Source organism: Pseudomonas sp. BRM28, from assembly GCF_002939405.1.
Classification (GTDB): domain Bacteria; phylum Pseudomonadota; class Gammaproteobacteria; order Pseudomonadales; family Pseudomonadaceae; genus Aquipseudomonas; species Aquipseudomonas palmensis.
This window is the reverse complement of sequence record NZ_PEFV01000001.1, coordinates 4,873,699-4,899,262: the sequence shown is the minus strand read 5'-3', so window position 1 is coordinate 4,899,262 and position 25,564 is coordinate 4,873,699. Positions and strand designations below refer to the sequence as shown.

Annotated in this window: 22 protein-coding genes and 1 riboswitch; of the genes, 15 read left to right on the top strand and 7 right to left on the bottom strand. The window is 65.6% G+C overall.

What is annotated here, in order from left to right:
• The first annotated feature begins 103 nt into the window (after positions 1-103).
• Entirely contained in the window at positions 104-1,525 is a 1,422-nt protein-coding gene (gene hldE / locus CR917_RS22660) for a bifunctional D-glycero-beta-D-manno-heptose-7-phosphate kinase/D-glycero-beta-D-manno-heptose 1-phosphate adenylyltransferase HldE (RefSeq protein ID WP_058541610.1), read from the top strand.
• A 36-nt stretch (positions 1,526-1,561) separates the two neighbouring features.
• Here hldE and CR917_RS22655 read toward each other — a convergent pair whose 3' ends face one another.
• From CR917_RS22655 to CR917_RS22640, 4 genes are all read right to left on the bottom strand, one after another.
• Positions 1,562-2,515, bottom strand: a complete 954-nt coding sequence (locus tag CR917_RS22655; RefSeq protein ID WP_043863572.1) for a hypothetical protein — start codon at positions 2,513-2,515, stop codon at positions 1,562-1,564.
• A 40-nt stretch (positions 2,516-2,555) separates the two neighbouring features.
• Positions 2,556-3,368 (bottom strand): aldo/keto reductase, encoded by an 813-nt coding sequence (locus tag CR917_RS22650; protein WP_058541609.1) that lies wholly within the window; start codon positions 3,366-3,368, stop codon positions 2,556-2,558.
• The gene (locus tag CR917_RS22645; protein WP_058541608.1) at positions 3,365-4,540 is read right to left on the bottom strand and encodes an FAD-binding oxidoreductase; all 1,176 of its coding nucleotides are present in this window, start codon (positions 4,538-4,540) and stop codon (positions 3,365-3,367) included. The genes CR917_RS22650 and CR917_RS22645 overlap by 4 nt, the downstream gene beginning before the upstream one ends.
• A 68-nt stretch (positions 4,541-4,608) precedes the next feature.
• Entirely contained in the window at positions 4,609-4,941 is a 333-nt protein-coding gene (locus CR917_RS22640; RefSeq protein WP_043863569.1) for a multidrug efflux SMR transporter, read from the bottom strand.
• A gap of 85 nt (positions 4,942-5,026) precedes the next feature.
• Here CR917_RS22640 and CR917_RS22635 point away from each other — a divergent pair, with 85 nt between their 5' ends.
• A complete protein-coding gene (locus CR917_RS22635) occupies positions 5,027-5,917 on the top strand; it encodes a LysR family transcriptional regulator (protein ID WP_043863568.1) in 891 nt (296 codons plus the stop codon).
• Positions 5,918-5,931: 14 nt separating this feature from the next.
• Positions 5,932-7,206, top strand: a complete 1,275-nt coding sequence (gene waaA / locus CR917_RS22630; protein WP_104572995.1) for a lipid IV(A) 3-deoxy-D-manno-octulosonic acid transferase — start codon at positions 5,932-5,934, stop codon at positions 7,204-7,206.
• A gap of 78 nt (positions 7,207-7,284) precedes the next feature.
• Here waaA and CR917_RS22625 read toward each other — a convergent pair whose 3' ends face one another.
• Positions 7,285-8,715, bottom strand: coding sequence for a TolC family outer membrane protein (locus CR917_RS22625; RefSeq protein WP_104572994.1), 1,431 nt, complete (start codon positions 8,713-8,715; stop codon positions 7,285-7,287).
• Between the two features lie 142 nt (positions 8,716-8,857).
• Positions 8,858-8,963, top strand: a riboswitch (TPP riboswitch).
• Between the two features lie 146 nt (positions 8,964-9,109).
• Between CR917_RS22625 and thiC the strand changes: the two genes are divergently transcribed.
• Together thiC and cytX are read left to right on the top strand one after the other, a co-directional pair.
• Positions 9,110-10,990, top strand: a complete 1,881-nt coding sequence (gene thiC, locus CR917_RS22620) for a phosphomethylpyrimidine synthase ThiC (RefSeq protein ID WP_054915742.1) — start codon at positions 9,110-9,112, stop codon at positions 10,988-10,990.
• Positions 10,991-11,108: 118 nt separating this feature from the next.
• Positions 11,109-12,392 carry a putative hydroxymethylpyrimidine transporter CytX gene (gene cytX, locus CR917_RS22615; protein ID WP_058541606.1) on the top strand — a complete coding sequence of 428 codons (1,284 nt, stop codon included), beginning with the start codon at positions 11,109-11,111 and terminating at the stop codon, positions 12,390-12,392.
• Here the strand turns inward: cytX and CR917_RS22610 are convergent.
• Positions 12,361-13,107 carry an RsiV family protein gene (locus tag CR917_RS22610; protein ID WP_043863563.1) on the bottom strand — a complete coding sequence of 249 codons (747 nt, stop codon included), beginning with the start codon at positions 13,105-13,107 and terminating at the stop codon, positions 12,361-12,363. The two genes, cytX and CR917_RS22610, sit on opposite strands and share 32 nt — an antisense overlap.
• Positions 13,108-13,289: 182 nt before the next feature.
• On the opposite strand from CR917_RS22610, the gene CR917_RS22605 reads away from it, so the two are divergent.
• From CR917_RS22605 to CR917_RS22565, 9 genes are all read left to right on the top strand, one after another.
• Positions 13,290-13,907 carry an NUDIX domain-containing protein gene (locus CR917_RS22605; RefSeq protein WP_043863562.1) on the top strand — a complete coding sequence of 206 codons (618 nt, stop codon included), beginning with the start codon at positions 13,290-13,292 and terminating at the stop codon, positions 13,905-13,907.
• On the top strand, positions 13,898-14,350 hold the full coding sequence (locus CR917_RS22600; protein WP_043863561.1) for a DUF1249 domain-containing protein: 453 nt from the start codon (positions 13,898-13,900) through the stop codon (positions 14,348-14,350). Before CR917_RS22605 ends, CR917_RS22600 begins: the two co-directional genes overlap by 10 nt.
• Positions 14,351-14,435: 85 nt before the next feature.
• The gene (cpdA, locus tag CR917_RS22595) at positions 14,436-15,251 is read left to right on the top strand and encodes a 3',5'-cyclic-AMP phosphodiesterase (protein WP_058541605.1); all 816 of its coding nucleotides are present in this window, start codon (positions 14,436-14,438) and stop codon (positions 15,249-15,251) included.
• Positions 15,252-15,398: 147 nt separating this feature from the next.
• Entirely contained in the window at positions 15,399-16,007 is a 609-nt protein-coding gene (locus tag CR917_RS22590; protein ID WP_043863559.1) for a YqiA/YcfP family alpha/beta fold hydrolase, read from the top strand.
• A gap of 36 nt (positions 16,008-16,043) precedes the next feature.
• Positions 16,044-17,948, top strand: coding sequence for a DNA topoisomerase IV subunit B (parE, locus tag CR917_RS22585; protein WP_043863558.1), 1,905 nt, complete (start codon positions 16,044-16,046; stop codon positions 17,946-17,948).
• Positions 17,945-18,931: an esterase-like activity of phytase family protein gene (locus tag CR917_RS22580; protein WP_058541604.1), complete on the top strand. Its 987-nt coding sequence runs from the start codon at positions 17,945-17,947 to the stop codon at positions 18,929-18,931. The genes parE and CR917_RS22580 overlap by 4 nt, the downstream gene beginning before the upstream one ends.
• Positions 18,928-19,446, top strand: a complete 519-nt coding sequence (locus tag CR917_RS22575) for a TIGR02281 family clan AA aspartic protease (protein WP_043863556.1) — start codon at positions 18,928-18,930, stop codon at positions 19,444-19,446. Before CR917_RS22580 ends, CR917_RS22575 begins: the two co-directional genes overlap by 4 nt.
• A 10-nt stretch (positions 19,447-19,456) precedes the next feature.
• A complete protein-coding gene (gene parC, locus CR917_RS22570) occupies positions 19,457-21,721 on the top strand; it encodes a DNA topoisomerase IV subunit A (protein WP_043863555.1) in 2,265 nt (754 codons plus the stop codon).
• A 172-nt stretch (positions 21,722-21,893) separates the two neighbouring features.
• Positions 21,894-22,604: a membrane integrity-associated transporter subunit PqiC gene (locus CR917_RS22565; protein ID WP_043863554.1), complete on the top strand. Its 711-nt coding sequence runs from the start codon at positions 21,894-21,896 to the stop codon at positions 22,602-22,604.
• 17 nt (positions 22,605-22,621) lie between these two features.
• Here CR917_RS22565 and CR917_RS22560 read toward each other — a convergent pair whose 3' ends face one another.
• Positions 22,622-24,115, bottom strand: a complete 1,494-nt coding sequence (locus CR917_RS22560) for a HAMP domain-containing protein (RefSeq protein WP_104572993.1) — start codon at positions 24,113-24,115, stop codon at positions 22,622-22,624.
• A gap of 135 nt (positions 24,116-24,250) precedes the next feature.
• Here CR917_RS22560 and serB point away from each other — a divergent pair, with 135 nt between their 5' ends.
• Positions 24,251-25,465: a phosphoserine phosphatase SerB gene (gene serB / locus CR917_RS22555; RefSeq protein ID WP_104572992.1), complete on the top strand. Its 1,215-nt coding sequence runs from the start codon at positions 24,251-24,253 to the stop codon at positions 25,463-25,465.
• Positions 25,466-25,564 lie beyond the last annotated feature (99 nt).

Genomic DNA, 25,564 nt, shown 5'->3' with positions numbered 1-25,564 from the left:
TTCTGCGCCCTGGTTGTCACAGCAGGTTACCGGCGCCGAACAGGCCGGTGCCAGGGCTGTGCTAATATCCCGCCCCTGTTCATTTTGTCTATATGGGTTGCCCATGAAGTTGTCCATGCCGCGTTTCGATCAAGCTCCGGTACTGGTGGTCGGGGATGTCATGCTCGACCGCTACTGGCATGGCGGTACCTCTCGCATTTCACCTGAAGCCCCGGTACCGGTGGTCAAGGTCGAGCAGATCGAGGACCGTCCGGGTGGTGCAGCCAACGTTGCGCTGAACATTGCCGCGCTGGGTGCGCCGGCCTCGCTGGTGGGCGTCACCGGCCAGGACGAGGCCGCCGACAGCCTGGCCAACAGCCTGCAGGCAGCGGGGGTGCGTTCGATCTTCCAGCGCATCGCCCATCAGCCGACCATCGTCAAGCTGCGGGTCATGAGCCGTCACCAGCAATTGCTGCGCATCGATTTCGAAGAACCCTTTGCCACCGACCCGCTGTCGCTGGGCGCCGAAGTCGACGCCCTGCTCGAAGGGGTGAAGGTGCTGGTGCTGTCCGACTACGGCAAAGGCGCATTGAAGAACCACCAGAGCCTGATCCAGGCCGCGCGGGCCAAGGGCATTCCGGTGCTGGCCGACCCCAAGGGCAAGGATTTCTCGATCTACCGCGGCGCCAGCGTCATCACGCCGAATCTGGGCGAGTTCGAGGCCATCGTCGGGCATTGCGCCGACGAGACCGAACTGGTCAACAAGGGCGGCGAGCTGATGCGCGAGCTGGAACTGGGCGCCTTGCTGGTGACCCGAGGCGAGCACGGCATGACCTTGCTGCGCCCGGGCCATCCGGCCATGCACCTGCCGGCACGGGCGCGTGAAGTGTTCGATGTGACCGGTGCCGGCGATACCGTGATCTCCACCCTGGCGGCGGCGATCGCCGCCGGTGAGGAGCTGCCCCATGCGGTCGGTCTGGCCAACCTGGCTGCCGGCATCGTGGTCGGCAAGCTGGGTACGGCGGCCATCAGCGCGCCGGAACTGCGCCGCGCCATCCAGCGCGAAGAAGGCTCCGAGCGCGGGGTGCTGAGCCTTGAGCAGTTGCTGCTGGCCATCGACGATGCGCGGGCGCACAACGAGAAGATCGTGTTCACCAATGGCTGCTTCGACATTCTGCATGCCGGGCACGTGACCTACCTGGAGCAGGCGCGTGCGCAGGGCGACCGGTTGATCGTGGCGGTCAATGACGATGCTTCGGTCAGTCGCCTGAAGGGGCCGGGTCGCCCGATCAACAGTGTCGACCGGCGCATGGCGGTGCTGGCGGGGCTGGGGGCAGTGGACTGGGTCATCAGCTTCTCCGAAGGTACCCCGGAAAACCTGCTTGCCGAGGTCAAGCCCGACGTTCTGGTCAAGGGTGGCGACTACGGCATCGATCAGGTGGTGGGCGCCGATATCGTCAAGGCCTATGGCGGTACGGTGAAGGTGCTGGGGCTGGTGGAAAACAGCTCGACCACGGCGATCGTGGAGAAAATCCGCAAGAACTGAGTGGTTTGACCCGCGATTAGGGCCTGCAAAAACGTCCTACTTCTGCAAAGCCAGCCCCAACAGCTGGCGGGCCTTGCCCGTCAGCCTTTTAAGTTTCGAGTCCGGCCTGGGCGCCACCAGCCCCTGCTGCCTCAGCCAGTCCTTCCAGCGAATCCGCTCTTCACGCACCAGCCAGCCATCCTGGCGGGCAAAGCTTTCGGCCAGGTAGATACCACGTGTACTCGCCGGCACCAATCGGTCCTTCTTCAGGGTGTACAGCTCGGCCTGCGGCTGACCGTCTTCCAGCGGCATAAGGTACAAGTCTGGCCGGCTGCGGTTGAGGCGTGCCACCAGTTGGTCGCCCTCAAGGCGCTCGTCCACATGGAACAGGCTCAATGATTTGGCTTCCCTGGGCACTTGCAGGCGCAGGTCATAAATCAGTTGCAGTGACGCCGTGGGCAGGTGGACATAGGCTCGCGGTCGCTCGATCAACGGCTGGTTGCCACAGCGCACCGGTCGCGCGGCCCCCGAGTGAGGGGTCAGCACGAAGGGCATCGCTTCACGGTAATGCAGCGCGTCGGCGTACGGCGCCGGCAACCAGGTGTCGTTGAAACGCCCGCCAAGCCAGCCTTCCGGGGTCTCCAGCAGGCATTCCTCGGCCACTTCCTGCACGGCCGTGTGCAAGGGCAGGTTCAGCTCCTGAGCGGGCACGTAACCGGAGATCAGCTTGAGCACCACATCACCGCGGTCCTGGCGGCGCTGGCGCACCAGCACCCAGTAGTCGCGGTTCTGCCACTGCAGGGTGAGGCGCACCGAAACGCCCAGGTTGGCCAGCTCCACGGCGAAACGCTCGGGGTCGGCCACCTGGATGGCCTTGCGCCGCTGCAGGGTCTGGGCAAAGTTCAGCGGCATGCCGATGCTCTGGTAGCTCAGGCCCTCGGGGCCGGCTTCCACATGCAGGGGCAGGGTCTTGAAGTTGCTGGGGTTCTTGCGGATCAGCGTGCGCGGCATCTCGGCTCCTTCTTGCGTTGGGGTCGGCCGCGACGGCGGCTCAGCGCTGGCTCAGGATCTTGGCAACCACGCCCACGTTGTGAGCCAGGTGCACGGGATTGATGGTGCCGACAATAGCACTGCTCACCCCGGGGTGGGCAAACAGCAGCTCGAAGCTGGCCCGCACCGGGTCGACGCCCGGGGCCAGGCAGGCATGACCGCTGGCCAGGGCCTTTTTCACCAGGATGGCCTTGCCGTGTTCGGCAGCATAGTCCAGCACCGGGCGTTCGCCCTGCTCGTCGAGGTTGTAGGTAACCATCGCGCAATCGCCTGATTGCAGGGCCTGCAGCCCACCTTCGACGGTTTTGCCGGACAGCCCGAAGCCGCGAATCTTGCCTTCCTGCTTGAGTCGGGCCAGGGTTTCGTACACCGCTTCCTGCTGCAGAATGCGCAGATCGTTGCCGTCGGAATGCACCAGTACAAGATCGATACAATCTGTTTCAAGGCGCTGGAGGCTGCGTTCCACCGAGCGGCGCGTGTGGGCGGCGCTGAAGTCGAAGTGCGAGTGGCCGTCGTCGAACTCTTCGCCGACCTTGCTGACGATCACCCAGTCGTGGCGCTGGCCGCGCAGCAATGGGCCCAGCCGCTCTTCGCTGCGGCCATAGGCCGGTGCGGTGTCGATCAGGTTGATGCCCAGCTCACGGGCCTGGCGCAGCAGCAGGCGGGCCTCGTCGTCGTCGGGGATGGTGAAGCCGTTGGGGTATTTGACGCCCTGGTCGCGGCCCAGCTTGACCGTGCCCAGCCCCAGCGGGGAAACGCTCAGGCCGGTGCTGCCCAGCGGGCGGTGATAGGGGTGCAGGGTCGGCAGGCTCATGGCAGCAGTTGCTCCCATACCGGTTGTGCCAGGGGCGGTTTTGGCAGGGGCGGCAGGGCAGGCAGATTGCCTGGCTTGATACCGTCACGTTCCAGGCTGTTCAGCACGCGGTCAGCGAAGTCCGGTGCCAGGGCCAGCTTGGTCGGCCAGCCCACCAGCAGGCGCTGCTGGTCGGCGAGGAAGGCGTTGTCGGGGCGCACCAGGCCCGATTGCGCGGGTTCGGCGCGGTCGACACGCACGGTGGCCCACTGCACCTGACTGAGGTCGACCCAGGGCAGCAGCCCCGCGACCTCCTTGCGGGCGGCAGCGATCTGCGCTTCGGGTTCGCGGGCAACGCCCTCGGCTTCGGCCAGGTCGCCGCCCAGGTACCACACCCACTGGCCGTCGGCGGCCGGGTGGGTGGTCACGGTGATGCGCGGCTTGGGCCCACCGCCCAGGCAGTGGGCGTACAGCGGCTTGAGGCTCGGGCCCTTGGCCATGACCATGTGCAGCGGTCGGCGCTGCATGGCCGGCTGGCTCAGGCCCAGGCTTTGCAGCAGCGCGGCATTGCCGGCACCGGCGCTGAGCACCACGCGCTGGGCGCGGATATCGCGGCCATCGACACGCAAGCCGACCAGTTCGTCACCTTCATGCAGCGGTTCGATATGTTCACCGGCCAGCAGGCTGTCGCCGGCCAGCTCTGCCAGGCGCGCGAGCAGGCTCGGCACGTCCACCACCAGTTCGGCCAGGCGGTACACCTTGCCCTTGAAGGCACGGTCCTGCAGGGCAGGGGGCAACTGGTCGCCCTTGACCTGGTCGACCCGGCCGCGTACCGCCTTGCTGGCGAAGAAGCTGGTGAGGTTGCCGGCCAGGGTGCCGGGCGACCACAGGTAGTGCGCCTCGGACAGCAGGCGCACGCCGCTCAGGTCCAGTTCGCCGTTGCCGGCCAGGGCCTCGCGCCAGCGCCGCGGCATGTCGGCAATGGCCTCGGAGGCGCCGGTGAGCGCACCGTGCAGGGCGTACTTGGCACCACCGTGGATGATCCCCTGGGACTTGAGGGTCTGCTCGCCACCGAGGCTGGCGCGTTCCACCAGCACCGTCGAGTAGCCCAGGCGGCGCAGGCGGGCATTGAGCCAGAGGCCTGCGACCCCTGCGCCGACGATCAGCACGTCGGTGGAAATAACGGATGACATGCACGCACCTCACAAGCAAAGACAGGAGCGCAGTATACAGCCTGTGAGGTTTCGTACCCTGTCGCTCATCAATGCCCGGTGGTTTTGGAGAACACCTGGATCACCACCACGCCGCCGACGATCATGGCCATGCCGAGCATGGCCGGCACATCCAGTTTCTGCCCATAGATCACCAGCGCCGCGATGCTGATCAGCACGATGCCCAGGCCCGACCAGATGGCGTAGGCAATGCCTACCGGAATGCTGCGCACCACCAGGGTCAGCATCCAGAACGCCACGATGTAGCCGCACACCATCAGAAGCAGGGGCAGCGGCGTACTCAGGCCCTTGACCGCCTTCATCGAGGCGGTGGCAATGACTTCGGCGCAGATGGCGATGGCCAGGTAGGTATAGGCGTTCATGGTAGTCCTCTGTTCTGGTCGCGCATTCTAGAGGATGGCGCAATGGGGTAAAGTCATTACCTATCTATTCTGGAGATAGGCTGGCATGCACGGTCAATGGAACCTCGAACAGCTGCGCACCTTCGTGCGGGTCGCCGAACTGCGCTCGTTCTCGGCGGTGGCGCGTGAGCAGCGCAAGGCCCAGTCGGCGGTCAGCAACGCCATCGCGTTGTTCGAGGCCGACCTTGGGGTCACGCTGTTCGAGCGTAGCAGCGGGCGTCAGCCGCGCCTGACCGATGCCGGCCAGGCGTTGCTCGAGGAGGCACGCGAGCTGCTGCGCCAGTGCGAGCGCCTGGACGGCCGGGCGCAGGCGCTGATGCGCGGGCAGGAGGCGCAACTGCGCCTGGCGCAGGACGAGGCCATGCCCTTCCAGCCGGTGCTCGACAGCCTCGACGAGCTGGCCGTGCAGTACCCGCTGCTGGAAATCCAGGTGGCCAGCGGGGCCCAGGGCGATGTGGCGCGCAAGCTGCTGGAGCGCCGTGCCGACCTGGGCCTGATGTTTCACCACGAGCACATGCCTGCAGCGCTGGAGCGCCAGGCGCTGGGCAGCGTGGAGATGGTCACCGTGTGCGCGGTGCATCACCCGCTGGCGCAACTGGCCAGCGTCAATCGCCAGCAGCTGGCGCAGCACCGTCAGTTGCTGATCACACCCCAGCAGAGCGGCTACCCTGGCGGCGAACCGATCAGCCCGCAGATCTGGCGCGCCGACAGCTTCTACGTGATGGCCGAGATGCTCATGCGCGGGCTGGGCTGGGCCTGGCTGCCGCGCCATGTGGTGCAGTACCCGGCCTACCAGCAGCAGATGGTGGAGCTTGCCAGCGAGTGGCGCCCGCCGGCGCTGGTGGTGGAGTTGGCGTGGCGCCGCGACGAGCCGCTGGGGCCGGCCGCGCGCTGGCTGGCCGAGCGCTTCGCAGTGCATTTGTGCGCCATTGGCTAGTACACTTCGGCGCCATGAACAGAACCCTATATACCCTGCTGTTTCACCTGGGCCTGCCGCTGGTCGCGCTGCGCCTGTACCTGCGCTCGGGAAAGGCGCCGGCCTATGCCCGGCGCATCGCCGAGCGCTTCGGCCTGAAGCTGCCGCCCCTGCAGCCGGGGGGCATCTGGGTGCATGCGGTGTCGGTGGGCGAGAGCATCGCCGCCGCGCCGATGGTGCGCGCCCTGCTGCAACGTTATCCACAGTTGCCGATCACCATCACCTGCATGACGCCCACCGGTTCCGAGCGCATCCAGGCGCTGTTCGCAAACGAGCCACGCATCCAGCACTGCTACCTGCCGTACGACCTGCCGTGGGCGGCGGCGCGGTTTCTGGAGCGTGCTCGCCCGCAACTGGCGGTGATCATGGAGACCGAGCTGTGGCCCAACCATATCCACCAGTGCGCCCGACGTGGCATACCGGTGGCGCTGGCCAATGCGCGGTTGTCGGCGCGTTCGGCCAGGGGCTATGCGCGTTTTGCCGGGTTGACCCGGCCGATGCTGGCCGAGATGAGCCTGATCGCGGTGCAGACCGAAACCGAGGCCGAGCGTTTTCGCCAGCTCGGTGCGCGGCCCGAGTGCGTGCAGGTGACCGGCTCGATCAAGTTCGACCTGACCATCGATGCGCAGCTGCCGGTGCGCGCCAGGGCGCTGCGTGAAGAGTGGCAGGCGCTGCAACGGCCGGTGTGGATTGCCGCAAGCACCCATGAGGGCGAGGACGAGGTGATCCTGGCAGCGCATCGGCAGTTGCTGGCGCACCATTCGGACGCGCTGCTGATGCTGGTACCGCGTCATCCGGAGCGCTTCAATGCGGTGCATGGGTTGTGCGCAGCGCAGTTTTCCACGGTGCGCCGCTCTGGCGGTGCGCCGGTGACGGCGGATTGCCAGGTACTGCTGGGCGATACCATGGGCGAGCTGCTGTTTCTGTATGCGCTGGCGGACATCGCGTTCGTCGGCGGCAGCCTGGTGCCCAACGGCGGGCACAATCTGCTGGAGCCGGCTGCACTGGCCAGGCCAGTGCTGAGTGGGCCGCATCTGTTCAACTTTCTCGAGATCGCGGCGATGCTGCGCGAGGCGGGGGCGTTGTGCGAAGTGGATGATGCCCAGGGGCTGGCGGCCGAGGTGCGGCGCCTGATCGAGCTGCCCAGCGATGCACTGAAGATGGGCGAGGCGGGGGTCGGGGTGATGCGGGCCAATCAGGGGGCGTTGAAGCGCCTGCTGGATGGGCTGGGGAATCTGCTCAAGGCGTGAGGCCTGTTCGCCGGCAAGGCCGGCTCCTACACGGGGTGCGCAACACCTGTAGGAGCCGGCCTTGCCGGCGAAGCTGTTTCAGGGCCTTTCGAAATTGGCTTGCGCCGCCTTGGCCAGGTCCGGCGGCAGGAAGTCCTTGTCCGGGTTGTAGTCGGGCTTGAGGTAGCGACCCAGGTCATTCAGGTCTTGCGGGCTCAAGGTCCCGGCGGCCTGCTTCAGGCGCAGGTTGTCGAGGATGTAGTCATACCGGGTGTTGTTGTAGTCGCGCACCGAGGTGTACAGCTGGCGCTGTGCATCCAGCACGTCGACGATGTTGCGCGTACCCACCTGGTAACCGATTTCGGTCGCTTCCAGCGCGCTCTGGTTGGAAATGATCGACTGCTTGCGCGCCTGCACCTGCTCCACGTCGGTGTTCACCGCGCGGTGCAGGTTGCGGGTGTTTTCCACCACCTGGCGACGCAGGCTCTCGCGCTGCTGTTCGCTCTGGCTCAGGCGCTGGTACGCCTCGCGCACCTGCGAGCTGGTCAGCCCGCCACTGTAGATCGGGATGTTCAGCTGCAGGCCGATGCTGGTCTGCTCCACGTCGCCGCGGTAGTTCTGGCCCGTCAGGTTGGGGTTGCTGAAGCCCAGGCTGTCGTTGTCACCCTTCTGGTAGCGCGCCACCGCGTCCACCGTCGGCGCATGCCCGGCCTTGCGCTGGCGCAGGGTTTCCTCGGCCGCGTTGACCGCGTAGTTGGTGGCCTGCAGGTTCAGGTTCTGCTTTGCGGCGGTTTCTACCCAGGCCTTGGCGTCATTGGGCGTGGGTACCTGCACCGGCAGGGTGTGCACGATGCCCTGCACCGAGTTGTAGTCGCGGTTGGTCAGGGTCACCAGGGCCTCGAAGGCGTCGTCCACCTGGCGCTGCGCGACGATGCGGTTGGCGCGTGCGGTGTCGTAGCTGGCCTGGGACTGCAGCACGTCGGTCTTGTCCGACAGTCCCACGTCGAAGCGCTCGTTGCTCTGGTCGAGCTGGCGCTTGAACGCGGCTTCTTCGGCCTTGGTCGAGGCCAGGGTGTCCTGGGCGCGCAGCACGGCGAAGTAGTTCTCGGCACTTTGCAGAATCAGGTTCTGTTCGGTGGCCGACAGCTCCAGCGCCGCCTGTTCGTTCACCGCTTCGGCTGCCTGCAACTGGAACCAGCGGTCGGCGCGGAAGATCGGCTGGGCCAGGGTGGCCTGCCAGGAGTTGCCGCTGCGGTTGGCGGTGATCGAGGGGGGATCGATCTTCGTACGGCTGTTCATCATCTCGGCGCCGGCCGAGAGGTTGGGCAGCAGGCCGGCACGGGCCTGGGGCACCACTTCCTTGCGGGCGCCGTAGTCGGCGCGGGCAGCGGCCAGGTCGGCGTTGTTGTTCACCGCTTCCTGATACACGCTGACCAGATCGGTGCGTACCGACAGGGGCGGTTCTGCTGCCCAGGCCATTCCGTTGGTAGCACACGACACGGCGAGGGCCAGTGAAAGTTTGCGCAGCATAGGGCAGTCCTTGAACGGTTGAGTATTTCTGAACCGATGAGTGTAGTTGCGCAGGCATTTTGCAACAATCCGCTATTTGCGCCTTTTATCATGCTTGTGCTTGGACTGTTGGCGTTTCGCGTCGCACCGGTCTATGCTGGGCGCGTTCTTGTCGGGGTGCCTTGCGTTGAGGCTGAGATCGGATAATTCCGGATCCCGTTGAACCTGATCAGGTTAGCGCCTGCGTAGGGAACAAGATTGCTCGTCTCCCGCGAGCCCTCTTGTGTCGGCTGCGGGATTGTCATTTCAGCTTTTTGGCTGGTGTGGCATCTTCCGTTTTCGGCACAGCACCAGCCCTGGTGCGCCCGTGCCTTTCAGGTTCACTCCGACTGCCAACCCGTCTGGAGAGCCTGTGATGAGCCAAAAACAAAAATACCCCGCGCACCTGAGTGAATCGGCCAAGGTCGACGAGCAGTCCGTGCAGCCGTTCACCCGTTCGCGCAAGATCTACGTGCAGGGCTCGCGCCCCGATATCCAGGTGCCGATGCGCGAAATCAGCCTGGACGACACCCCCACCGATTTCGGCGGCGAAGCCAACGCGCCGGTGCTGGTGTACGACACCTCCGGCCCCTACACCGATCCCACCGTGCAGATCGACGTGCGCAAGGGCCTGGGCGATGTGCGCTCGGCCTGGATCGACGCGCGCGGCGACACCGAGCGCCTGGCCGGGCTGTCCTCCAGTTTCGGCCAGATGCGCCTGAACGACGTGGAACTGACCAAGCTGCGCTTTGCCCACGTGCGCAACCCGCGCCGGGCCAAGGCCGGCGCCAACGTCAGCCAGATGCACTACGCGCGCCAGGGCATCATCACCGCCGAGATGGAGTACGTGGCCATCCGCGAGAACATGAAGCTGCAGGAGGCCCGCGCCGCCGGCCTGCTCGACCAGCAGCACGCCGGGCACAGCTTCGGCGCAAGCATCCCCAAGGAGATCACCGCCGAATTCGTACGCGAGGAAGTCGCTCGCGGCCGCGCGATCATTCCGGCCAACATCAACCATGTGGAGCTGGAGCCGATGATCATCGGCCGCAATTTCCTGGTGAAGGTCAACGGCAACATCGGCAACAGCGCGCTGGGCTCCTCCATCGAGGAAGAAGTGGCCAAGCTGACCTGGGGCATCCGCTGGGGCTCGGACACGGTAATGGACCTGTCCACCGGCAAGCACATCCATGAAACCCGCGAGTGGATCATCCGCAACTCGCCGGTGCCGATCGGTACGGTGCCGATCTACCAGGCACTGGAGAAGGTCAACGGCGTGGCCGAGGACCTGACCTGGGAGCTGTTTCGCGACACCCTGATCGAACAGGCCGAGCAGGGCGTGGACTACTTCACCATCCATGCCGGCGTGCTGCTGCGCTACGTGCCGCTGACCGCCAAGCGCGTGACCGGCATCGTCAGCCGCGGCGGCTCGATCATGGCCAAGTGGTGCCTGGCGCATCACAAGGAAAACTTCCTCTACACCCATTTCGACGAAATCTGCGAAATCATGAAGGCCTACGACGTCAGCTTTTCGCTGGGCGACGGCCTGCGCCCGGGCTCGATCGCCGACGCCAACGACGCGGCGCAGTTCGGCGAGCTGGAGACCCTGGGCGAGCTGACCAAGATCGCCTGGAAGCATGACGTGCAGTGCATGATCGAAGGCCCCGGCCACGTGCCGATGCAGTTGATCAAGGAGAACATGGACAAGCAGCTCGAGTGCTGCGACGAGGCGCCGTTCTACACCCTGGGCCCGCTGACCACCGACATCGCGCCGGGGTACGACCACATCACCTCGGGCATCGGTGCGGCGATGATCGGCTGGTTCGGTTGCGCGATGCTCTGCTACGTGACGCCCAAGGAGCACCTGGGGCTGCCGAACAAGGACGACGTCAAGACCGGCATCATCACCTACAAGATCGCCGCGCACGCGGCGGACCTGGCCAAGGGGCACCCGGGCGCGCAGATCCGCGACAACGCTTTGAGCAAGGCGCGGTTCGAGTTCCGCTGGGAAGACCAGTTCAACCTGGGCCTGGACCCGGACACCGCACGCTCGTTCCACGACGAGACCCTGCCCAAGGATTCGGCCAAGGTCGCGCACTTCTGCTCGATGTGCGGGCCGAAGTTCTGCTCGATGAAGATCACCCAGGAAGTGCGTGAATACGCCGCCAACCAGCCGGTCGAGGTGGCGGTAGAAGAGGGCATGCGCGAGCAGGCCGAGCGGTTCCGCCAGGAAGGCAGCCAGTTGTACCAGAAGGTCTGAGGCGATCCCTTCGCCGGCAAGGCCGGCTCCTACAGGCGACACGAAACCCTGTAGGAGCCGGCCTTGCCGGCGAAAGCGTCCTGCAATCCAACCCCCACTCTCCTGCCGAGCCCTGATCGTGAGCACACCCAGCCACTACTCCCCCGATTCCCCAATTCCCGACAGCCATCGCGTCTTCGGCGCGCGGGACCTGTTCTCCCTTTGGTTCTCCCTCGGCATCGGCCTGATGGTGCTGCAGACCGGCGCCTTGCTCGGCCCCGGCCTGGGCCTGTCCGGAGCGCTGCTGGCCATCACCCTCGGCACGCTGGTCGGCGTTCTGCTGCTGGCCGCCGCCGGCGTCATCGGCAGCGACACCGGCCTGTCGGCCATGGGCACCCTGCGCCTGAGCCTGGGCCGCCACGGCGTGGCGCTGCCGGCCATTCTCAACCTGCTGCAACTGGTTGGCTGGGGCGCGTTCGAAATCATCGTGATGCGCGACGCCGCCAGCCTGCTCGGTGCGCGGGCCTTCGGCGCCGATAGCCTGTGGGTCAGCCCGCTGCTGTGGGCACTGTGCTTCGGCGCCCTGGCCACCGCGCTGGCGGTGGCCGGCCCGCTGACCTTCGTGCGCCGCATTTTGCGCAAATGGGGTATCTGGCTGCTGCTGGGCGCCTGCCTGTGGCTGACCTGGAACCTGTTCGCCAAGGCCGACCTGGCTGCCCTGTGGGCGCGCGCCGGGGACGGCTCGATGTCGCTGGGGGGGGGCTTTGACATCGCCATCGCCATGCCGCTGTCGTGGCTGCCGCTGATTGCCGACTACTCGCGCTTCGGCAGGCATTCGGGGCAGGTGTTCGTGGGTACCGCACTGGGCTACTTCATCGGCAACCTGTGGATGATGAGCCTGGGCGTGGCCTACATCCTGGCCTTCGCCACCGATGGCGAAGCCAGCACCCTGCTGCTGGCGCTGGCCGGCGCAGGCTTTGGCATCCCGCTGTTGCTGGTGCTGCTCGACGAGTCGGAAAAGGCCTTTGCCGACATCCACTCGGCGGCGGTGTCCAGCAGCCTGCTGTCAGGCGTGAAGGTCGAGCACCTGGCACTGGTGATCGGCGTGGTGTGCACCCTGATCGCCTGCTTCGCGCCGCTGGGCCAGTACGAGAACTTCCTGCTGCTGATCGGCTCGGTGTTCGCGCCGCTGTTCGGTGTGGTGCTGAGCGACCACTACGTGCTGCGCCGGCGTCGCCTGCCCAGTGTGGTCGACGGCCTGCACTACGGGGCGCTGGTGGCGTGGGCCTGTGGCGTGGCGACCTACCATGTGCTGGCGCATTACGCCGCAGACGTTGGCGCCACCCTGCCAGCCTTGCTGCTGGCAGGGGCGCTGCATCTGTTGCTGGGCTTCAACCGCGGCCGGGAAACAGCTCGGGCCTGATCACGCCGTTCAGGCGCGGGTAGGGGATCTTGAGCTCGATGTGGCCCATGGAGTACGGGGCGATGGCATACACCTCGTACTTCACCACCACCGCGCCGTAGGTCAGGGCGACGTGCGGTGACTTCTGGAATGGCCAGTTCTTCACGAACTCGGCGTCCTTGTCCATGCCGGTGCTGATCAGCCAGCCCTTGTGGGCCTCTTCGACGGTCTTCCAGAAGGTTGCCTCCTGGCCCGGCACCAGCATGTCCTGCAGGGTCAGCACCTTGTCCTGCTGGCGCGAATAGTTGATGAAGCCGCGCCCCGGCATGCCGTGCGCGCCGCCGGTGTCCAGGTAGCTGGACAACTCGATGATCACCAAGCCGTCATGCTGCTCGCGTACCTTGGCCTGCAGGTAGCTGCTGTTGCGGCTCTGGGCCGATTGCAGGTAGCTGTCCTCGTAGGACTTGAGCGAGGCCGGCAACGGTGCGCCCTCGCCATCGCTGGTGAGCTTGAGCAGGCTGCGCTCGACGATCGCATCGAGCTTGGGGTTGGTGGGGAAGTGCACCGTGTCGATGTTCACCAGCGGGCAGTCGGCTGCGGTGCAGCCCGGCTTGATGTGCTCCCACCTGTCGCGCTTGACCTCGAGCGGCACGCGCATGTTGGGCTGGAACAGGCTCTGGCAGGCGCCCAGGGTCAAGGCCAGGGCGGTCACGCAGGCTAATTTCGCAAGTGACATGATGATCCTTGTAGTGCAACGGTAATCGGGCTTGGACCGTCGGCAATGCCGTCGGTTCGCCACTAAGCTGACAAGAAAGGCTGCGCCTATCCTCGCAGCCCGCACGATTGTTTTAAAGGGGTGAAACCGCGCAGTGTGCAGGTTAGGATGGCGCGACGTGGTAATGGGGTAACGAGGTATCCATGACAGACAAGCCAAAGGCCATGCCGACCGACGTACAGATCGTGCGGCGCGAAAACTGCTTCAAGGGCTTTTACCGGCTCGACCGGCTGCACCTGCGCCACGAGCTGTTTGCCGGCGGCATGGGCCGCGAGATCAGCCGTGAGCTGTTCGTGCGCCACGACGCAGTGTGCGTGCTGCCCTATGATCCGCAGCGTGACGAAGTGGTGCTGATCGAGCAGTTTCGCGTCGGCGCCATGGGCAAGGTCGACAACCCCTGGCTGGTGGAACTGGTCGCCGGTCTGATCGACAAGGACGAACAGCCCGAGGAGGTTGCGCACCGCGAGGCGCAGGAGGAAGCTGGGCTGACATTCAGTGCGCTGTGGCCGATGACCAAGTACTTTCCGTCGCCCGGCGGCAGCGATGAATTCGTGCACCTGTACCTGGGGCGTTGCCACAGCGACGGCGCGGGCGGCCTGCACGGGCTGGAAGAAGAGGGCGAAGACATTCGCGTGAAGGCCTGGGCGTTCGAGGATGCGTTGCAGGCCGTGCGCGATGGGCGCATTGCCAATGCCGCGAGCATCATTGCCCTGCAATGGCTGGCGTTGAACCGTGATGAAGTCAGGGGGCTGTGGTCGTGAATCTGTTGCGCGAGCGCTACCGGGTCGATCTGGTCGGCTTGCAGGCTGCCTGCGAGGCCAACTATGCGCGCCTGATGCGACTGTTGCCCGACATGCGCACCACCCAGAGCTCGCGCCGCATCGGCATGACCCAGGGTGACCAGATGCTCGGCGTGCTGGTGCTCGACGTGGTGCTGGCCTGCCCTTACACCACCACCCTGCGCGTGCGCCAGGAGCACAGCCTGCCGTGGCTGCCGGTGCCGCAGCTGGAGGTGCAGGTGTACCACGACGCGCGCATGGCCGAGGTGGTCAGTGCCGAGCATGCGCGGCGCTTTCGCAGTGTCTACCCGTACCCCAATGCGGCCATGCACCAGCCGGACGAAAAGGCCCAGCTCAACCTGTTCCTGGGCGAGTGGCTGAGCCATTGCCTGGCCTGCGGCCACGAACTGGAAGCGGTTCGCTGAAAATGTGACCGGTGTCGTGGGCGCGGGGTTTGCCGTTGCCTGCATTCCCACCATAATCGTGCAGAATCCGCCCAAGGAGACGGCCTTGCCGCACTCGATCATCCCTTCCCGTGACGCCTCGGTGCTGCTGGTGCAGCTCTCCGACAGTCATCTGTTCGCCGAAGCCGAAGGCACGCTGCTGGGCATGAATACCCGCGACAGCCTGCGCCGTGTGGTCGAGCGGGTACTCGACGAACAGCCGGTGGTCGACCTGGTGCTGGCCACCGGCGACCTGTCGCAGGATGGCAGCGTCGAATCCTATCTGCAGTTTCTGGCCCTCAGCGGCAGGATCCCGGCCCCGGCCCGCTGGCTGGCCGGCAATCACGACGAGCCGTTCCCCATGGCCCAGGTGGCACGCGGCAGTTCGCTGCTCGAGCCGGTGGTGGATGCCGGCGCCTGGCGGGTGATCATGCTCAACTCGGCCGTGTGCGGCTCGGTGCCGGGGCTGCTGGCAGACGATCAGCTGCAACTGCTCAGGCAGGCCCTGGAGGCCGCACCGCAGCGCCATTGCCTGATCTGCTTCCATCACCAGCCGGTTTCCATCGATTGCGCCTGGATGGCGCCCATCGGGCTGCGCAACGCCGATGTGCTGTTCGACCTGCTCAAGGGTTATCCACAGGTGCGCGCGCTGCTCTGGGGGCATATCCACCAGGAATGGGACCAGCTGCGTGACGGTGTGCGTCTGCTCGCTTCGCCTTCCACCTGCATTCAGTTCGAGCCGGGCAGTGAAGACTTCAAGGTGGGCGACCAGGCCCCGGGGTATCGCTGGCTGCGCCTGCATGACGACGGCAGGCTCGAGACCGGGGTCTCGCGCGTGACCGACTTTGCCTTCACCGTCGATTACGGCAGCAGTGGGTACTGAGCGCTGCAAGCTGCAAGTGAACGCGAATATCACCGCCCGGTTGCAACCTGATGTTTGAAAGTTGCCGCTCAAGGCTTCTCGAACAGGCTAAACTGCGCGTCTTTTGTGCTCGTTGCGACGGGCGTTGCATGGGCATCGGGGGCGATCATGTCGGGTTCGATTCTTTATATCCACGGGTTCAACAGTGCGCCCAGTTCGACCAAGGCCAGCCAGCTGAGCAGTGTGATGCAGCAGCTGGGGCTGGCCGGGCAGCTGCGCGTGCCCCTGCTGGACAACCATCCGCGCCAGGCCGTGGCGCAGCTTGAACGTGCCATCGCCGAGCTGGGTTCGCCATTGCTGGTCGGCAGCTCGCTCGGGGGCTACTATGCCACCCACCTGGCCCAGCGCCACGGGCTCAAGGCCCTGCTGATCAACCCGGCCGTCAATCCGCACCAGCTGTTCGACGGCTACCTGGGCCCGCAGCAGAATTTCTACACCGGGGAAACCTGGGAGCTGACACTGGACCACGTGCAGGCCCTGGCCGAGCTGGAAGTGCCCGCACCGAGCGACCCCGAGCGCTTTCAGGTATGGCTGCAGACGGGCGATGAAACCCTGGACTACCGCCGTGCCCAGGCCTTCTATCGGGCCTGTGCGCTACGCATCGAGGCCGGTGGCGACCACAGCTTCCAGGGCTTCGCGCAGCACCTGCCGGCCATGCTGAGCTTTGCCGGCATTGCACCGCAGGTGTACCAGGCATTCGATTTTTCTGTACTTTGACTGATTATTTTCACCTACGACTGACGACGAGAACCCATGGCCAATCCCAGCGCTAGCGCCTATAACGCAGACGCCATCGAAGTCCTCTCCGGCCTTGACCCGGTGCGCAAGCGCCCGGGCATGTACACCGACACCAGCCGGCCCAATCACCTGGCCCAGGAAGTCATCGACAACAGCGTCGACGAAGCGCTGGCCGGCCACGCTCGCACCGTGCAGGTCATCCTGCATGCAGACCATTCGCTGGAAGTGTCCGACGACGGTCGCGGCATGCCCGTGGACATCCACCCCGAAGAGGGCGTGTCGGGCGTCGAGCTGATCCTCACCAAGCTGCACGCCGGCGGCAAGTTTTCCAACAAGAACTACCAGTTCTCCGGCGGCCTGCACGGGGTGGGCATTTCGGTGGTCAACGCCCTGTCCAACCAGGTACGGGTACGGGTCAAGCGCGACGGCAACGAGTACCAGATGACCTTCGCCGACGGCTTCAAGGCCACCGAGCTCGAAGTGATCGGTACCGTCGGCAAGCGCAACACCGGTACCAGCGTGTACTTCGCGCCCGATCCCAAGTATTTCGACTCGCCCAAGTTTTCCATCAGCCGCCTCAAGCATGTGCTCAAGGCCAAGGCCGTACTGTGCCCGGGGCTGCTGGTCAGCTTCGAGGACAAAGGCACCGGCGAGAAGGTCGAGTGGCATTACGAGGACGGCCTGCGCTCGTACCTCGAAGACTCGGTAAGCGAGTTCCTGCGCCTGCCCGACGCGCCGTTCTGCGGCAGCCTGGCGGGTAACAAGGAGGCCGTGGACTGGGCCTTGCTGTGGCTGCCCGAAGGCGGCGACAGCGTGCAGGAAAGCTACGTCAACCTGATCCCCACCGCCCAGGGCGGCACCCACGTCAACGGCCTGCGCCAGGGCCTGCTCGATGCCATGCGCGAGTTCTGCGAGTTCCGCAACCTGCTGCCGCGCGGGGTCAAGCTGGCCCCCGAGGACGTGTGGGAGCGCATCAGCTTCGTGCTCTCGATGAAGATGCAGGAGCCGCAGTTCTCCGGCCAGACCAAGGAGCGCCTGTCGTCCCGCGAGGCCGCCGCATTCGTTTCCGGCGTGGTCAAGGATGCCTTCAGCCTGTGGCTCAACGCCCACCCTGAAGTGGGCATGCAACTGGCGGAACTGGCGATCAACAACGCCGGGCGCCGGCTCAAGGCCAGCAAGAAGGTCGAGCGCAAGCGCGTGACCCAGGGCCCGGCACTGCCGGGCAAGCTGGCCGACTGCGCCGGGCAGGACCCGATGCGCGCCGAGCTGTTCCTGGTCGAGGGTGACTCGGCCGGTGGTTCGGCCAAGCAGGCGCGCGACAAGGAGTTCCAGGCCATCCTGCCGCTGCGCGGCAAGATCCTCAACACCTGGGAAGTCGACGGCGGCGAAGTGCTGGCCAGTCAGGAAGTGCACAACATCGCGGTGGCCATCGGCGTCGACCCCGGTGCCACCGACATGAGCCAGCTGCGCTACGGCAAGATCTGCATCCTGGCCGACGCCGACTCCGACGGCCTGCACATCGCCACCTTGCTCTGCGCCCTGTTCGTGCAGCACTTCCGCCCGCTGGTGGAGGCCGGCCACGTGTACGTGGCGATGCCGCCGCTGTACCGCATCGACCTGGGCAAGGAGATCTACTACGCCCTGGACGAGGCCGAGCGCGACGGCATCCTCGACCGCCTGGTGGCCGAGAAGAAGCGCGGCAAGCCGCAGGTCACCCGATTCAAGGGCCTGGGCGAGATGAACCCGCCGCAGCTGCGTGAAACCACCATGGACCCGAACACCCGGCGCCTGGTGCAGTTGACCCTGGAAGACCTCGAAGGCACCCGCGAGATCATGGACATGCTGCTGGCCAAGAAACGTGCGGGCGACCGCAAGAGCTGGCTGGAGTCCAAAGGCAACCTGGCCGAGGTACTGGCTTGATCGCTCGGTGCCTGGCAGCGCTGTTGTCACTGCTGGGCGTGCCGGCGCTGGCCGAAACCTGGCCGGAGCTGGCGATGCAGAGCGAGCATCCGGTAGAGGGCATGCGTGGCGGCAACCTGTCGGGGCTGGCCCTGTGCAACGGCGAGCTCTGGACCGTCTCGGACCGCGACGACGACCTGCTGTACCGCCTGGACACCACCCAGACGGTGTGGCAGGCCGAAGGTATTCGCCTGGAGGTGCCGCCGGTGCCGGACAGCGGCCTGCCCTGGGGCCTGCGCTCGAGCAACTGGGCAATGTCCTACGTGCGCGGCGGCGAGCTGGATTTCGAAGGCATCAGTTGCGATGCCGCAGGCAATCACTACCTGGTCAGCGAAACCCATGTGGCGGTGCTCAAGGTACCGGTCGCAGGCGACCCCAGCTGGCTGAAGATCGACCCGAGCATGGTCCGCCAGGCGCGCGCCAGCGGCATGCTGCTGCACTTCAATGCATTGTTCGAAGGCATCGCCGTGAACCCGGCCGGCGATCGCCTGTGGCTGGCCGCCGAGCGCGAGCGCCGCGGGTTGATTTCGATCAATCGCCAGCAGACCACCTGGCACTGCGGTGATGGCTGCGTGCTGCTCAGCGAGGCCGGCACCGAGATGCAGCCTGCGCAGATGCCCAACGCCCGCGAGCGGCCCCGGGATTTTGCCGACCTGGCGCTGTTCGAAGGCAAGCTGTTCACCCTGGAGCGCAACGCCTACCGTATCTGCCGGCGTGATGCCGACACTGGAAGCGTGGAGCGCTGCTGGTCGTTCGCTGCCGATGCCCTGATCGAATCGCGGCAGTACTCGCAGCCGTTCGGCCTGGCCGAGGCCCTGGTGATCGATGCCAAGGGTGCCTGGATAGGCCTGGACAACAACGGCGGTCGACGCGCCGATGGCGAAAACCGCCCGATCGTGTGGCGCTTTGCAGCGCCCCAGGGCGGCTGGAGCGCCAAACCGTGAGCCAGGCACCGGGCAAGCGTGCCGGCCGGGTGATGCTGGTGCTGGCGTGGGCGGCCGGCCTGTTCCTGGCCACGCGCTTTTTCGGCGACTGGGAACAGCGCCAGGCCAACCCCAACAGCCAGATCAGCTCGCAGCACGGCGATGGCTATGTCGAGGTGCGGCTGCTGGGCAATGGCCAGGGGCATTTTGTGGCCGACGGTCTGATCAACGGCCAGGCCGTGCATTTTCTGCTGGATACTGGCGCCACCGACGTGGCGATCCCCGAGAGCCTGGCCCGGCAGTTCAGCCTGGAGCGTGGTGCGCCCGTGACCCTTAGTACCGCCAATGGTCGTACCGAGGGCTATCGCACCCGCCTCGACAGCCTGCAACTGGGCGATATTCTGCTGCGCGACGTACGCGCCCTGGTGGTGCCGGGGCTGGACGGCGAGCAGGTACTGCTGGGCATGAGTGCCCTGAAACGACTCGAATTTACCCAGCGCGGCGGCACCTTGCTGCTGCGCCAGACCTTGAAATGATGAGGCCCGCATGAGCGACTCCCTTGATCTCAGCCTCGATGGCGTAGAGCGCCGGTCACTGGCTGACTTCACCGAACAGGCCTACCTCAACTACTCCATGTACGTGATCATGGACCGTGCGCTGCCGCATATCGGCGACGGTTTGAAGCCGGTGCAGCGACGCATCGTCTACGCCATGAGCGAACTGGGCCTGGACGCCGATTCCAAGCACAAGAAATCGGCGCGTACCGTCGGTGACGTGCTCGGCAAGTTCCACCCGCATGGCGATTCGGCCTGCTATGAAGCCATGGTGCTGATGGCGCAGCCCTTCAGCTATCGCTACACCCTGGTCGACGGCCAGGGCAACTGGGGTGCGCCGGACGATCCCAAATCCTTCGCGGCCATGCGCTACACCGAAGCGCGCCTGTCGCGCTATTCCGAGGTGCTGCTCAGCGAGCTGGGCCAGGGCACTGCGGACTGGGGCCCGAACTTCGACGGTACCCTCGACGAGCCCCTGGTGTTGCCGGCACGTTTGCCGAACATCCTGCTCAATGGCACCACCGGTATCGCCGTGGGCATGGCCACCGACGTGCCGCCGCACAACCTGCGCGAAGTGGCCACAGCCTGCGTGCGCCTGCTCGACGAGCCCAAGGCCACGGTCGAACAGCTGTGCGAGCACATCCAGGGCCCGGACTACCCGACCGAAGCAGAGATCATCACCCCGCGCGCCGACCTGCTGAAAATCTACGAAACCGGCCGTGGCTCGGTGCGCATGCGCGCCGTGTACCACATCGAGGACGGCGACATCGTGGTCACCGCGCTGCCGCACCAGGTGTCGGGCGCCAAGGTGCTGGAACAGATCGCCGCGATGATGCAGGCCAAGCCGTCCAAGGCGCCGCAGGTGGCCGACCTGCGTGACGAATCGGACCACGAGAACCCGTGCCGCATCGTGATCATCCCGGTGCACAGCCGCGTCGACCACGAAGCGCTGATGCAGCACCTGTTCGCCAGTACCGACCTTGAGTCCAGCTACCGGGTCAACATCAACATCATCGGCCTGGACGGCAAGCCGCAGTTGAAGAACCTGCGCACGCTGCTGGTCGAGTGGCTGCAGTTCCGTGTGCAGACCGTGCGCCGTCGCCTGCAGTTCCGCCTGGACAAGGTGGAGCGTCGCCTGCACCTGTTGGACGGCTTGCTGATCGCCTACCTCAACCTGGATGAAGTGATCCACATCATCCGTACCGAGGAGCACCCGCGGGCCAGGTTGATCGAGCGCTTTGCATTGAGCGAGATCCAGGCCGACTACATTCTCGACACGCGGCTGCGCCAGTTGGCCCGTCTGGAAGAGATGAAGCTGCGCAACGAGCAGGACGAACTGCTCAAGGAACAGGCCAGGTTGCTGGCGCTGCTGGGCAGCGAAGCCAAGCTCAAGAAACTGGTGCGCACCGAACTGCTGCAGGACGCCGAAACCTATGGCGACGACCGTCGCTCGCCGATCGTCGAGCGCGCCGAAGCCCGTGCGATGACCGAGCACGACCTGCTGCCCAACGAAAAGGTCACGGTGGTGCTGTCCGAGAAGGGCTGGGTACGTTCGGCCAAGGGCCACGACATCGATGCCACCGGGCTCTCGTACAAGGCCGGCGACGGCTTCAAGACCGCAGCCGCGGGGCGCTCGAACCAGTACGCGGTGTTCATCGACTCCACCGGCCGCAGCTACTCGGTGCCGGCGCATACGCTGCCGTCGGCACGGGGCCAGGGTGAACCGCTGACCGGTCGCCTGACCCCGCCGCCCGGTGCTTCGTTCGAGTGCGTGCTGATGCCCGAGGATGACGGCTTGTACGTGATTGCCTCCGATGCCGGCTACGGCTTCGTGGTCAAGGGCGAAGACCTGCAGGCCAAGAACAAGGCCGGCAAGGCCCTGTTGAGCCTGCCGAACAACGCCAAGGTGATCCTGCCGCGCCCGGTGGGCAACCGCGAGCAGGACTGGCTGGCGGCGGTGACCACCGAAGGGCGCCTGCTGGTGTTCAAGATCAGTGACCTGCCACAGCTGGGCAAGGGCAAGGGCAACAAGATCATCGGCATTCCGGGCGATCGCGTGGCCAGTCGTGAAGAATTTGTCACCGACCTGGCAGTGATTCCCGAAGGTTCGACCCTTGTATTGCAGGCCGGCAAGCGTACCCTGTCGCTCAAGGGCGATGATCTGGAGCACTACAAGGGCGAGCGTGGGCGGCGTGGCAACAAGCTGCCGCGCGGCTTCCAGCGGGTCGATGCGCTGCTGGTGGAAAACGTCGAATAAGCGACCTGGTGGCCGCAAACGGGTATTTTAGTGACCGTTTGCGGCTTAAACACTGGAGTCGCACGGAACTTTCGCGGATGATAGGCCCCTTGTGGTGCCAGCGTAGCTGTGTGCCCGACGTATTCATGAGTATCACTGCGGCAAGCCGTGTGGCGGCCGCCTGGATGGGATGATGACTTTTCTGCGCCTTCCATTTGTTCTACTGCTCAGTGGCGTGCTGGGCTTGGCCGGGTGCAGCATGCACCAGCCGGTAGCGCTGTATCAGCTCGACAGTGGCGAGCCGGGGCAACCTGGCCAGAGCAACGGCATGGCCGTGGTGCTGGGGCCGGTCTCGGTGGCCGACTACCTGCAACGCGAAACCCTGCTGCAACGCCAGCGTGACGGCAGCCTGACGGCAGCGACCGATGGTCGCTGGGCGGGCAGCCTGTCGGCCGACATCGACCAGTTGCTGGTGCGCCAGCTGGCCTGGCGCCTGGACAGCCAGCGTGTGGTGCTGGCACCGGCCAGTACCGGGTTCAACCCGGATGTGCAGGTGCTGCTGTCGATCACGCGCCTGGATTCGGGCGTTGGCCAGCCGGCGATCCTCGATGCCCAGTGGCGCTTGCTTGATCGTCGTGGCCAGGTGCGTGACAACCGCATCGTGCATTTCGAGCAGCCCCATGAAGGCAGCTCGGCGGCGCAGGTACAGGCGCAGGGGCAACTGCTGCAGCGTCTGGCCGAGCAGTTGAGCGTGGCGTTGAAGCCGTTGGCCAATCAGCCGCCGATCGTGCAGGAACAGCCGAAGAAGGCCACGCCGGTACAGCAAGTGCGCAAGGAGCCGGAGAAGCCGAAGATTCCGATGGCGACACCGATTCGTACCGAGATGGAAGTGTTCCGGTTTTAACCGGCTCCTACGGGGCCTCAGGTCTTGATCTGGCGCTCGTGCATCCGTGCCAGCTGACGCTCCAGCATCGACGGATACGGCTCCATCAGGCGCTCCACACAGCACGCCCCTTCAGGGCTGGCAATCGGGCGGATGCGGGCACGCTGGCGAATCAGCGCATCATCACTGACCTTGCGCTCCACCAGCAGCAGGTTGCGGCTGTGTTGCGACAACGCCAGGGCATCCTGGGCCTTGTCGGTCAGCAGCAGGTCGATCTGGCTCAGGCCGTGCAGGTCTTCACCCAGCGCCAGGCCCAGCTGCAATTGCAGGGTAATCCCGCTGTCGGCCACTTCCACCTGCAACGCATGCCCCAGGGCACGCAGCAGTTCGCCACAGCAGATGGCGTTGGTCAGGTAGTCCTCGCCGCTTTCCGAGCTGTGGAACAACAGCAGCGTGCTGCCATCGTTGAGCGTGTGCACTTCGCTTTCATACAGCGACGCGGCCTGGTCGAGGCAGTCGCGGTAGCGGTCCAGCAGTTCGGTCAGACGTGCCCGAGGCAGGCGGCGCAGTTGCTCCTGGGAGCCCAGTTGCACCGCCAGCACCGCACTGGCCTGCGGCTCGCGTGGCGCAGTGGGTACTAAAGCCTGCGGCGCGGCATCGCTGTCGTCGCGCAGGTCGGCAAACGCCTCGTCGTCGTCTTCATCATGCGCTACTGGCCTGGGCAGCGCCGGCTTGGGCTCCAGCGCCGGCTCGCGCAGGTTGCGCACCTGCAAGGCCGGCTGCGCTTCATGTTCGTCGTAGTCGTCTTCTTCCTCGGGCTCTGCTTCAGGCTCCGGCGGTGGCGGGGCAAAGCGCGAATGCAGCTGGCGCGCCAGGTCGCCGATCTCGTCCTGGCGGTCGGTGGCCGGGGTGTAGGCATCCAGGTCGCGCAGCCACACCCGCAGTTGCAGCAGCGGCGTCGAAATAAAGCGCCCCAGGCGCAGGCTCAAGGCCAGGGCCAGGGCCAGCAGGATCGCCGCCAGAATGCCCATGCTCTGCAGGCTGATGGTCAGCGGCTGCTGGAACTGGCTCATGTCTAGGCTGATGCGCAGTTGCCCGGCCGTCACGTCCTGGAAGGTGATCTTGGTCTGGTACAGGCCCTCGACCTCGCCCAGCAGGCCGTTTTTCGGGCGCTGGCCGGCTTCGGCGAGGATCCGGTTGTCGACGCTGTAGATGGCGGCATGGGCCACCAGCGGGTTCTTCACCAGGTTGCCGAGCAGCACGTTGAGGCTGAGGATGTCGTTGGACACCAGCAGTTCGGTGGCAGACGTGGCGGTCTGCGTGGTCAGGCTCTGACCCAGGGCGTCGGCCTGCTCGTGCATGGCCTGCTTGAACTGCAGGCCCATGACCCCGGCGTAGATGACCAGCGCCAGCGCTACCAGAAACACGTTGTGGCAGGCGATCCGCAAGGCCAACGGCACACGGCGCTGGCGCAGGGCACGGAAGATCAGCAGGAAGAAATTGTCGGTTTTAACTGGCGTGGGCCGGTTCACAGAGCGCGGCTCTTTATGTCGGAGAAGGTGCTGCGCAGTATAGCGACAGGGCATGGGCCGGCAAAGTATCGACTGCGCCCGATGGTCTGCGAAAGTGGGTAGAATGCGCGTTTTGTCACTGTGTCGGAGCCCGTTTTGCGCGAAATCGTTCTGATTAACATCACCGGCGAGGACCGTCCGGGTCTCACCGCGGCCATTACCGGCGTGCTCGCCCAGGGCGGGGTGAACATCCTCGACATCGGCCAGGCGGTCATCCACGACACGCTGTCGTTCGGCATCCTGGTGGAAATCCCCAGCACCGAGCAGGCCAGCGCCGTGCTCAAGGACATCCTCTTCACCGGGTACAAGCTGGACCAGCAGGTGCGCTTCACCCCGGTTTCCGAGCAGGACTACCAGCAGTGGGTCGACGGCCAGGGCAAGGCCCGCCACATCGTGACCCTGCTGACGCGCAAGGTCACTGCCGAGCAGTTGCAGCGGGTGAGCTCCATCACCGCCCAGTACGGGTTGAACATCGACCATATCGACCGTCTGTCGGGTCGTATCGCGTTGGACACCCCGGCCGACCAGGGCAAGGGCTGCATCGAGTTCTCCGTGCGTGGCGAGCCGGCCGACCCGCAGGCCCTGCGTGCCGAGTTCCTCAGCGTGGCGCAGGAGCTGAACGTCGACATCGCCTTCCAGCAGGACTCGCTGTTCCGCCGCAACCGTCGCCTGGCGGTGTTCGACATGGACTCCACCCTGATCGAGGCCGAGGTCATCGACGAGCTGGCCAAGGCGGCAGGCGTGGGCGAGCAGGTGTCGGAAATCACCGAGCGTGCCATGCGTGGCGAGCTGGATTTTCGTGCCAGCTTCAAGGAGCGCCTGGCGCTGCTCAAGGGCCTGGACGTCAGCGTGCTGGACGAGATCGGTGCTTCGCTGCGCCTGACCGAGGGCGCCGAGGTGCTGTTCGCCGAGCTCAAGCGCCTGGGCTACAAGACCGCGATCCTGTCGGGTGGCTTCACCTACTTTGCCAAGCAGCTGCAGGCCAAGCTGGGCATCGACTATGTGTTTGCCAACGAGCTGGAAGTGGTGGACGGCAAGGTGACCGGCGTGGCCGTGGAGCCGATTGTCGACGCGCAGCGCAAGGCTGACCTGTTGACCGAGCTGGCACGCAAGGAAGGCTTGCAGATGGAGCAGACGATTGCCGTGGGCGACGGTGCGAACGACCTGCCGATGCTGGCGATTGCCGGCCTGGGCGTGGCGTTCCGGGCCAAGCCGCTGGTCAAGCAGTCGGCCAAGCAGGCGATCTCGACGCTGGGGCTGGATGGGGTGCTGTATCTGCTGGGCTTCAGGGATCGCGACGGTCGCGACTGAGAAGGCGCGGCCGCTGCGCGGGTCAAGCCCGCTCCCACAGGTTTGCCATCGCTCCAGAAGGCCGTGCAGCCCCTGTGGGAGCGGGCTTGACCCGCGATG

What these genes read in the sequence shown, in the direction of transcription:
- hldE (WP_058541610.1), top strand. Translation starts at nt 104, where the DNA reads ATGAAGTTGTCCATGCCGCGTTTCGATCAAGCTCCGGTACTGGTGGTC.
- CR917_RS22655 (WP_043863572.1), bottom strand. Translation starts at nt 2,515, where the DNA reads ATGCCGCGCACGCTGATCCGCAAGAACCCCAGCAACTTCAAGACCCTG.
- CR917_RS22650 (WP_058541609.1), bottom strand. Translation starts at nt 3,368, where the DNA reads ATGAGCCTGCCGACCCTGCACCCCTATCACCGCCCGCTGGGCAGCACC.
- CR917_RS22645 (WP_058541608.1), bottom strand. Translation starts at nt 4,540, where the DNA reads ATGTCATCCGTTATTTCCACCGACGTGCTGATCGTCGGCGCAGGGGTC.
- CR917_RS22640 (WP_043863569.1), bottom strand. Translation starts at nt 4,941, where the DNA reads ATGAACGCCTATACCTACCTGGCCATCGCCATCTGCGCCGAAGTCATT.
- CR917_RS22635 (WP_043863568.1), top strand. Translation starts at nt 5,027, where the DNA reads ATGCACGGTCAATGGAACCTCGAACAGCTGCGCACCTTCGTGCGGGTC.
- waaA (WP_104572995.1), top strand. Translation starts at nt 5,932, where the DNA reads ATGAACAGAACCCTATATACCCTGCTGTTTCACCTGGGCCTGCCGCTG.
- CR917_RS22625 (WP_104572994.1), bottom strand. Translation starts at nt 8,715, where the DNA reads ATGCTGCGCAAACTTTCACTGGCCCTCGCCGTGTCGTGTGCTACCAAC.
- thiC (WP_054915742.1), top strand. Translation starts at nt 9,110, where the DNA reads ATGAGCCAAAAACAAAAATACCCCGCGCACCTGAGTGAATCGGCCAAG.
- CR917_RS22610 (WP_043863563.1), bottom strand. Translation starts at nt 13,107, where the DNA reads ATGTCACTTGCGAAATTAGCCTGCGTGACCGCCCTGGCCTTGACCCTG.
- CR917_RS22605 (WP_043863562.1), top strand. Translation starts at nt 13,290, where the DNA reads ATGACAGACAAGCCAAAGGCCATGCCGACCGACGTACAGATCGTGCGG.
- CR917_RS22590 (WP_043863559.1), top strand. Translation starts at nt 15,399, where the DNA reads ATGTCGGGTTCGATTCTTTATATCCACGGGTTCAACAGTGCGCCCAGT.
- parE (WP_043863558.1), top strand. Translation starts at nt 16,044, where the DNA reads ATGGCCAATCCCAGCGCTAGCGCCTATAACGCAGACGCCATCGAAGTC.
- parC (WP_043863555.1), top strand. Translation starts at nt 19,457, where the DNA reads ATGAGCGACTCCCTTGATCTCAGCCTCGATGGCGTAGAGCGCCGGTCA.
- CR917_RS22565 (WP_043863554.1), top strand. Translation starts at nt 21,894, where the DNA reads ATGACTTTTCTGCGCCTTCCATTTGTTCTACTGCTCAGTGGCGTGCTG.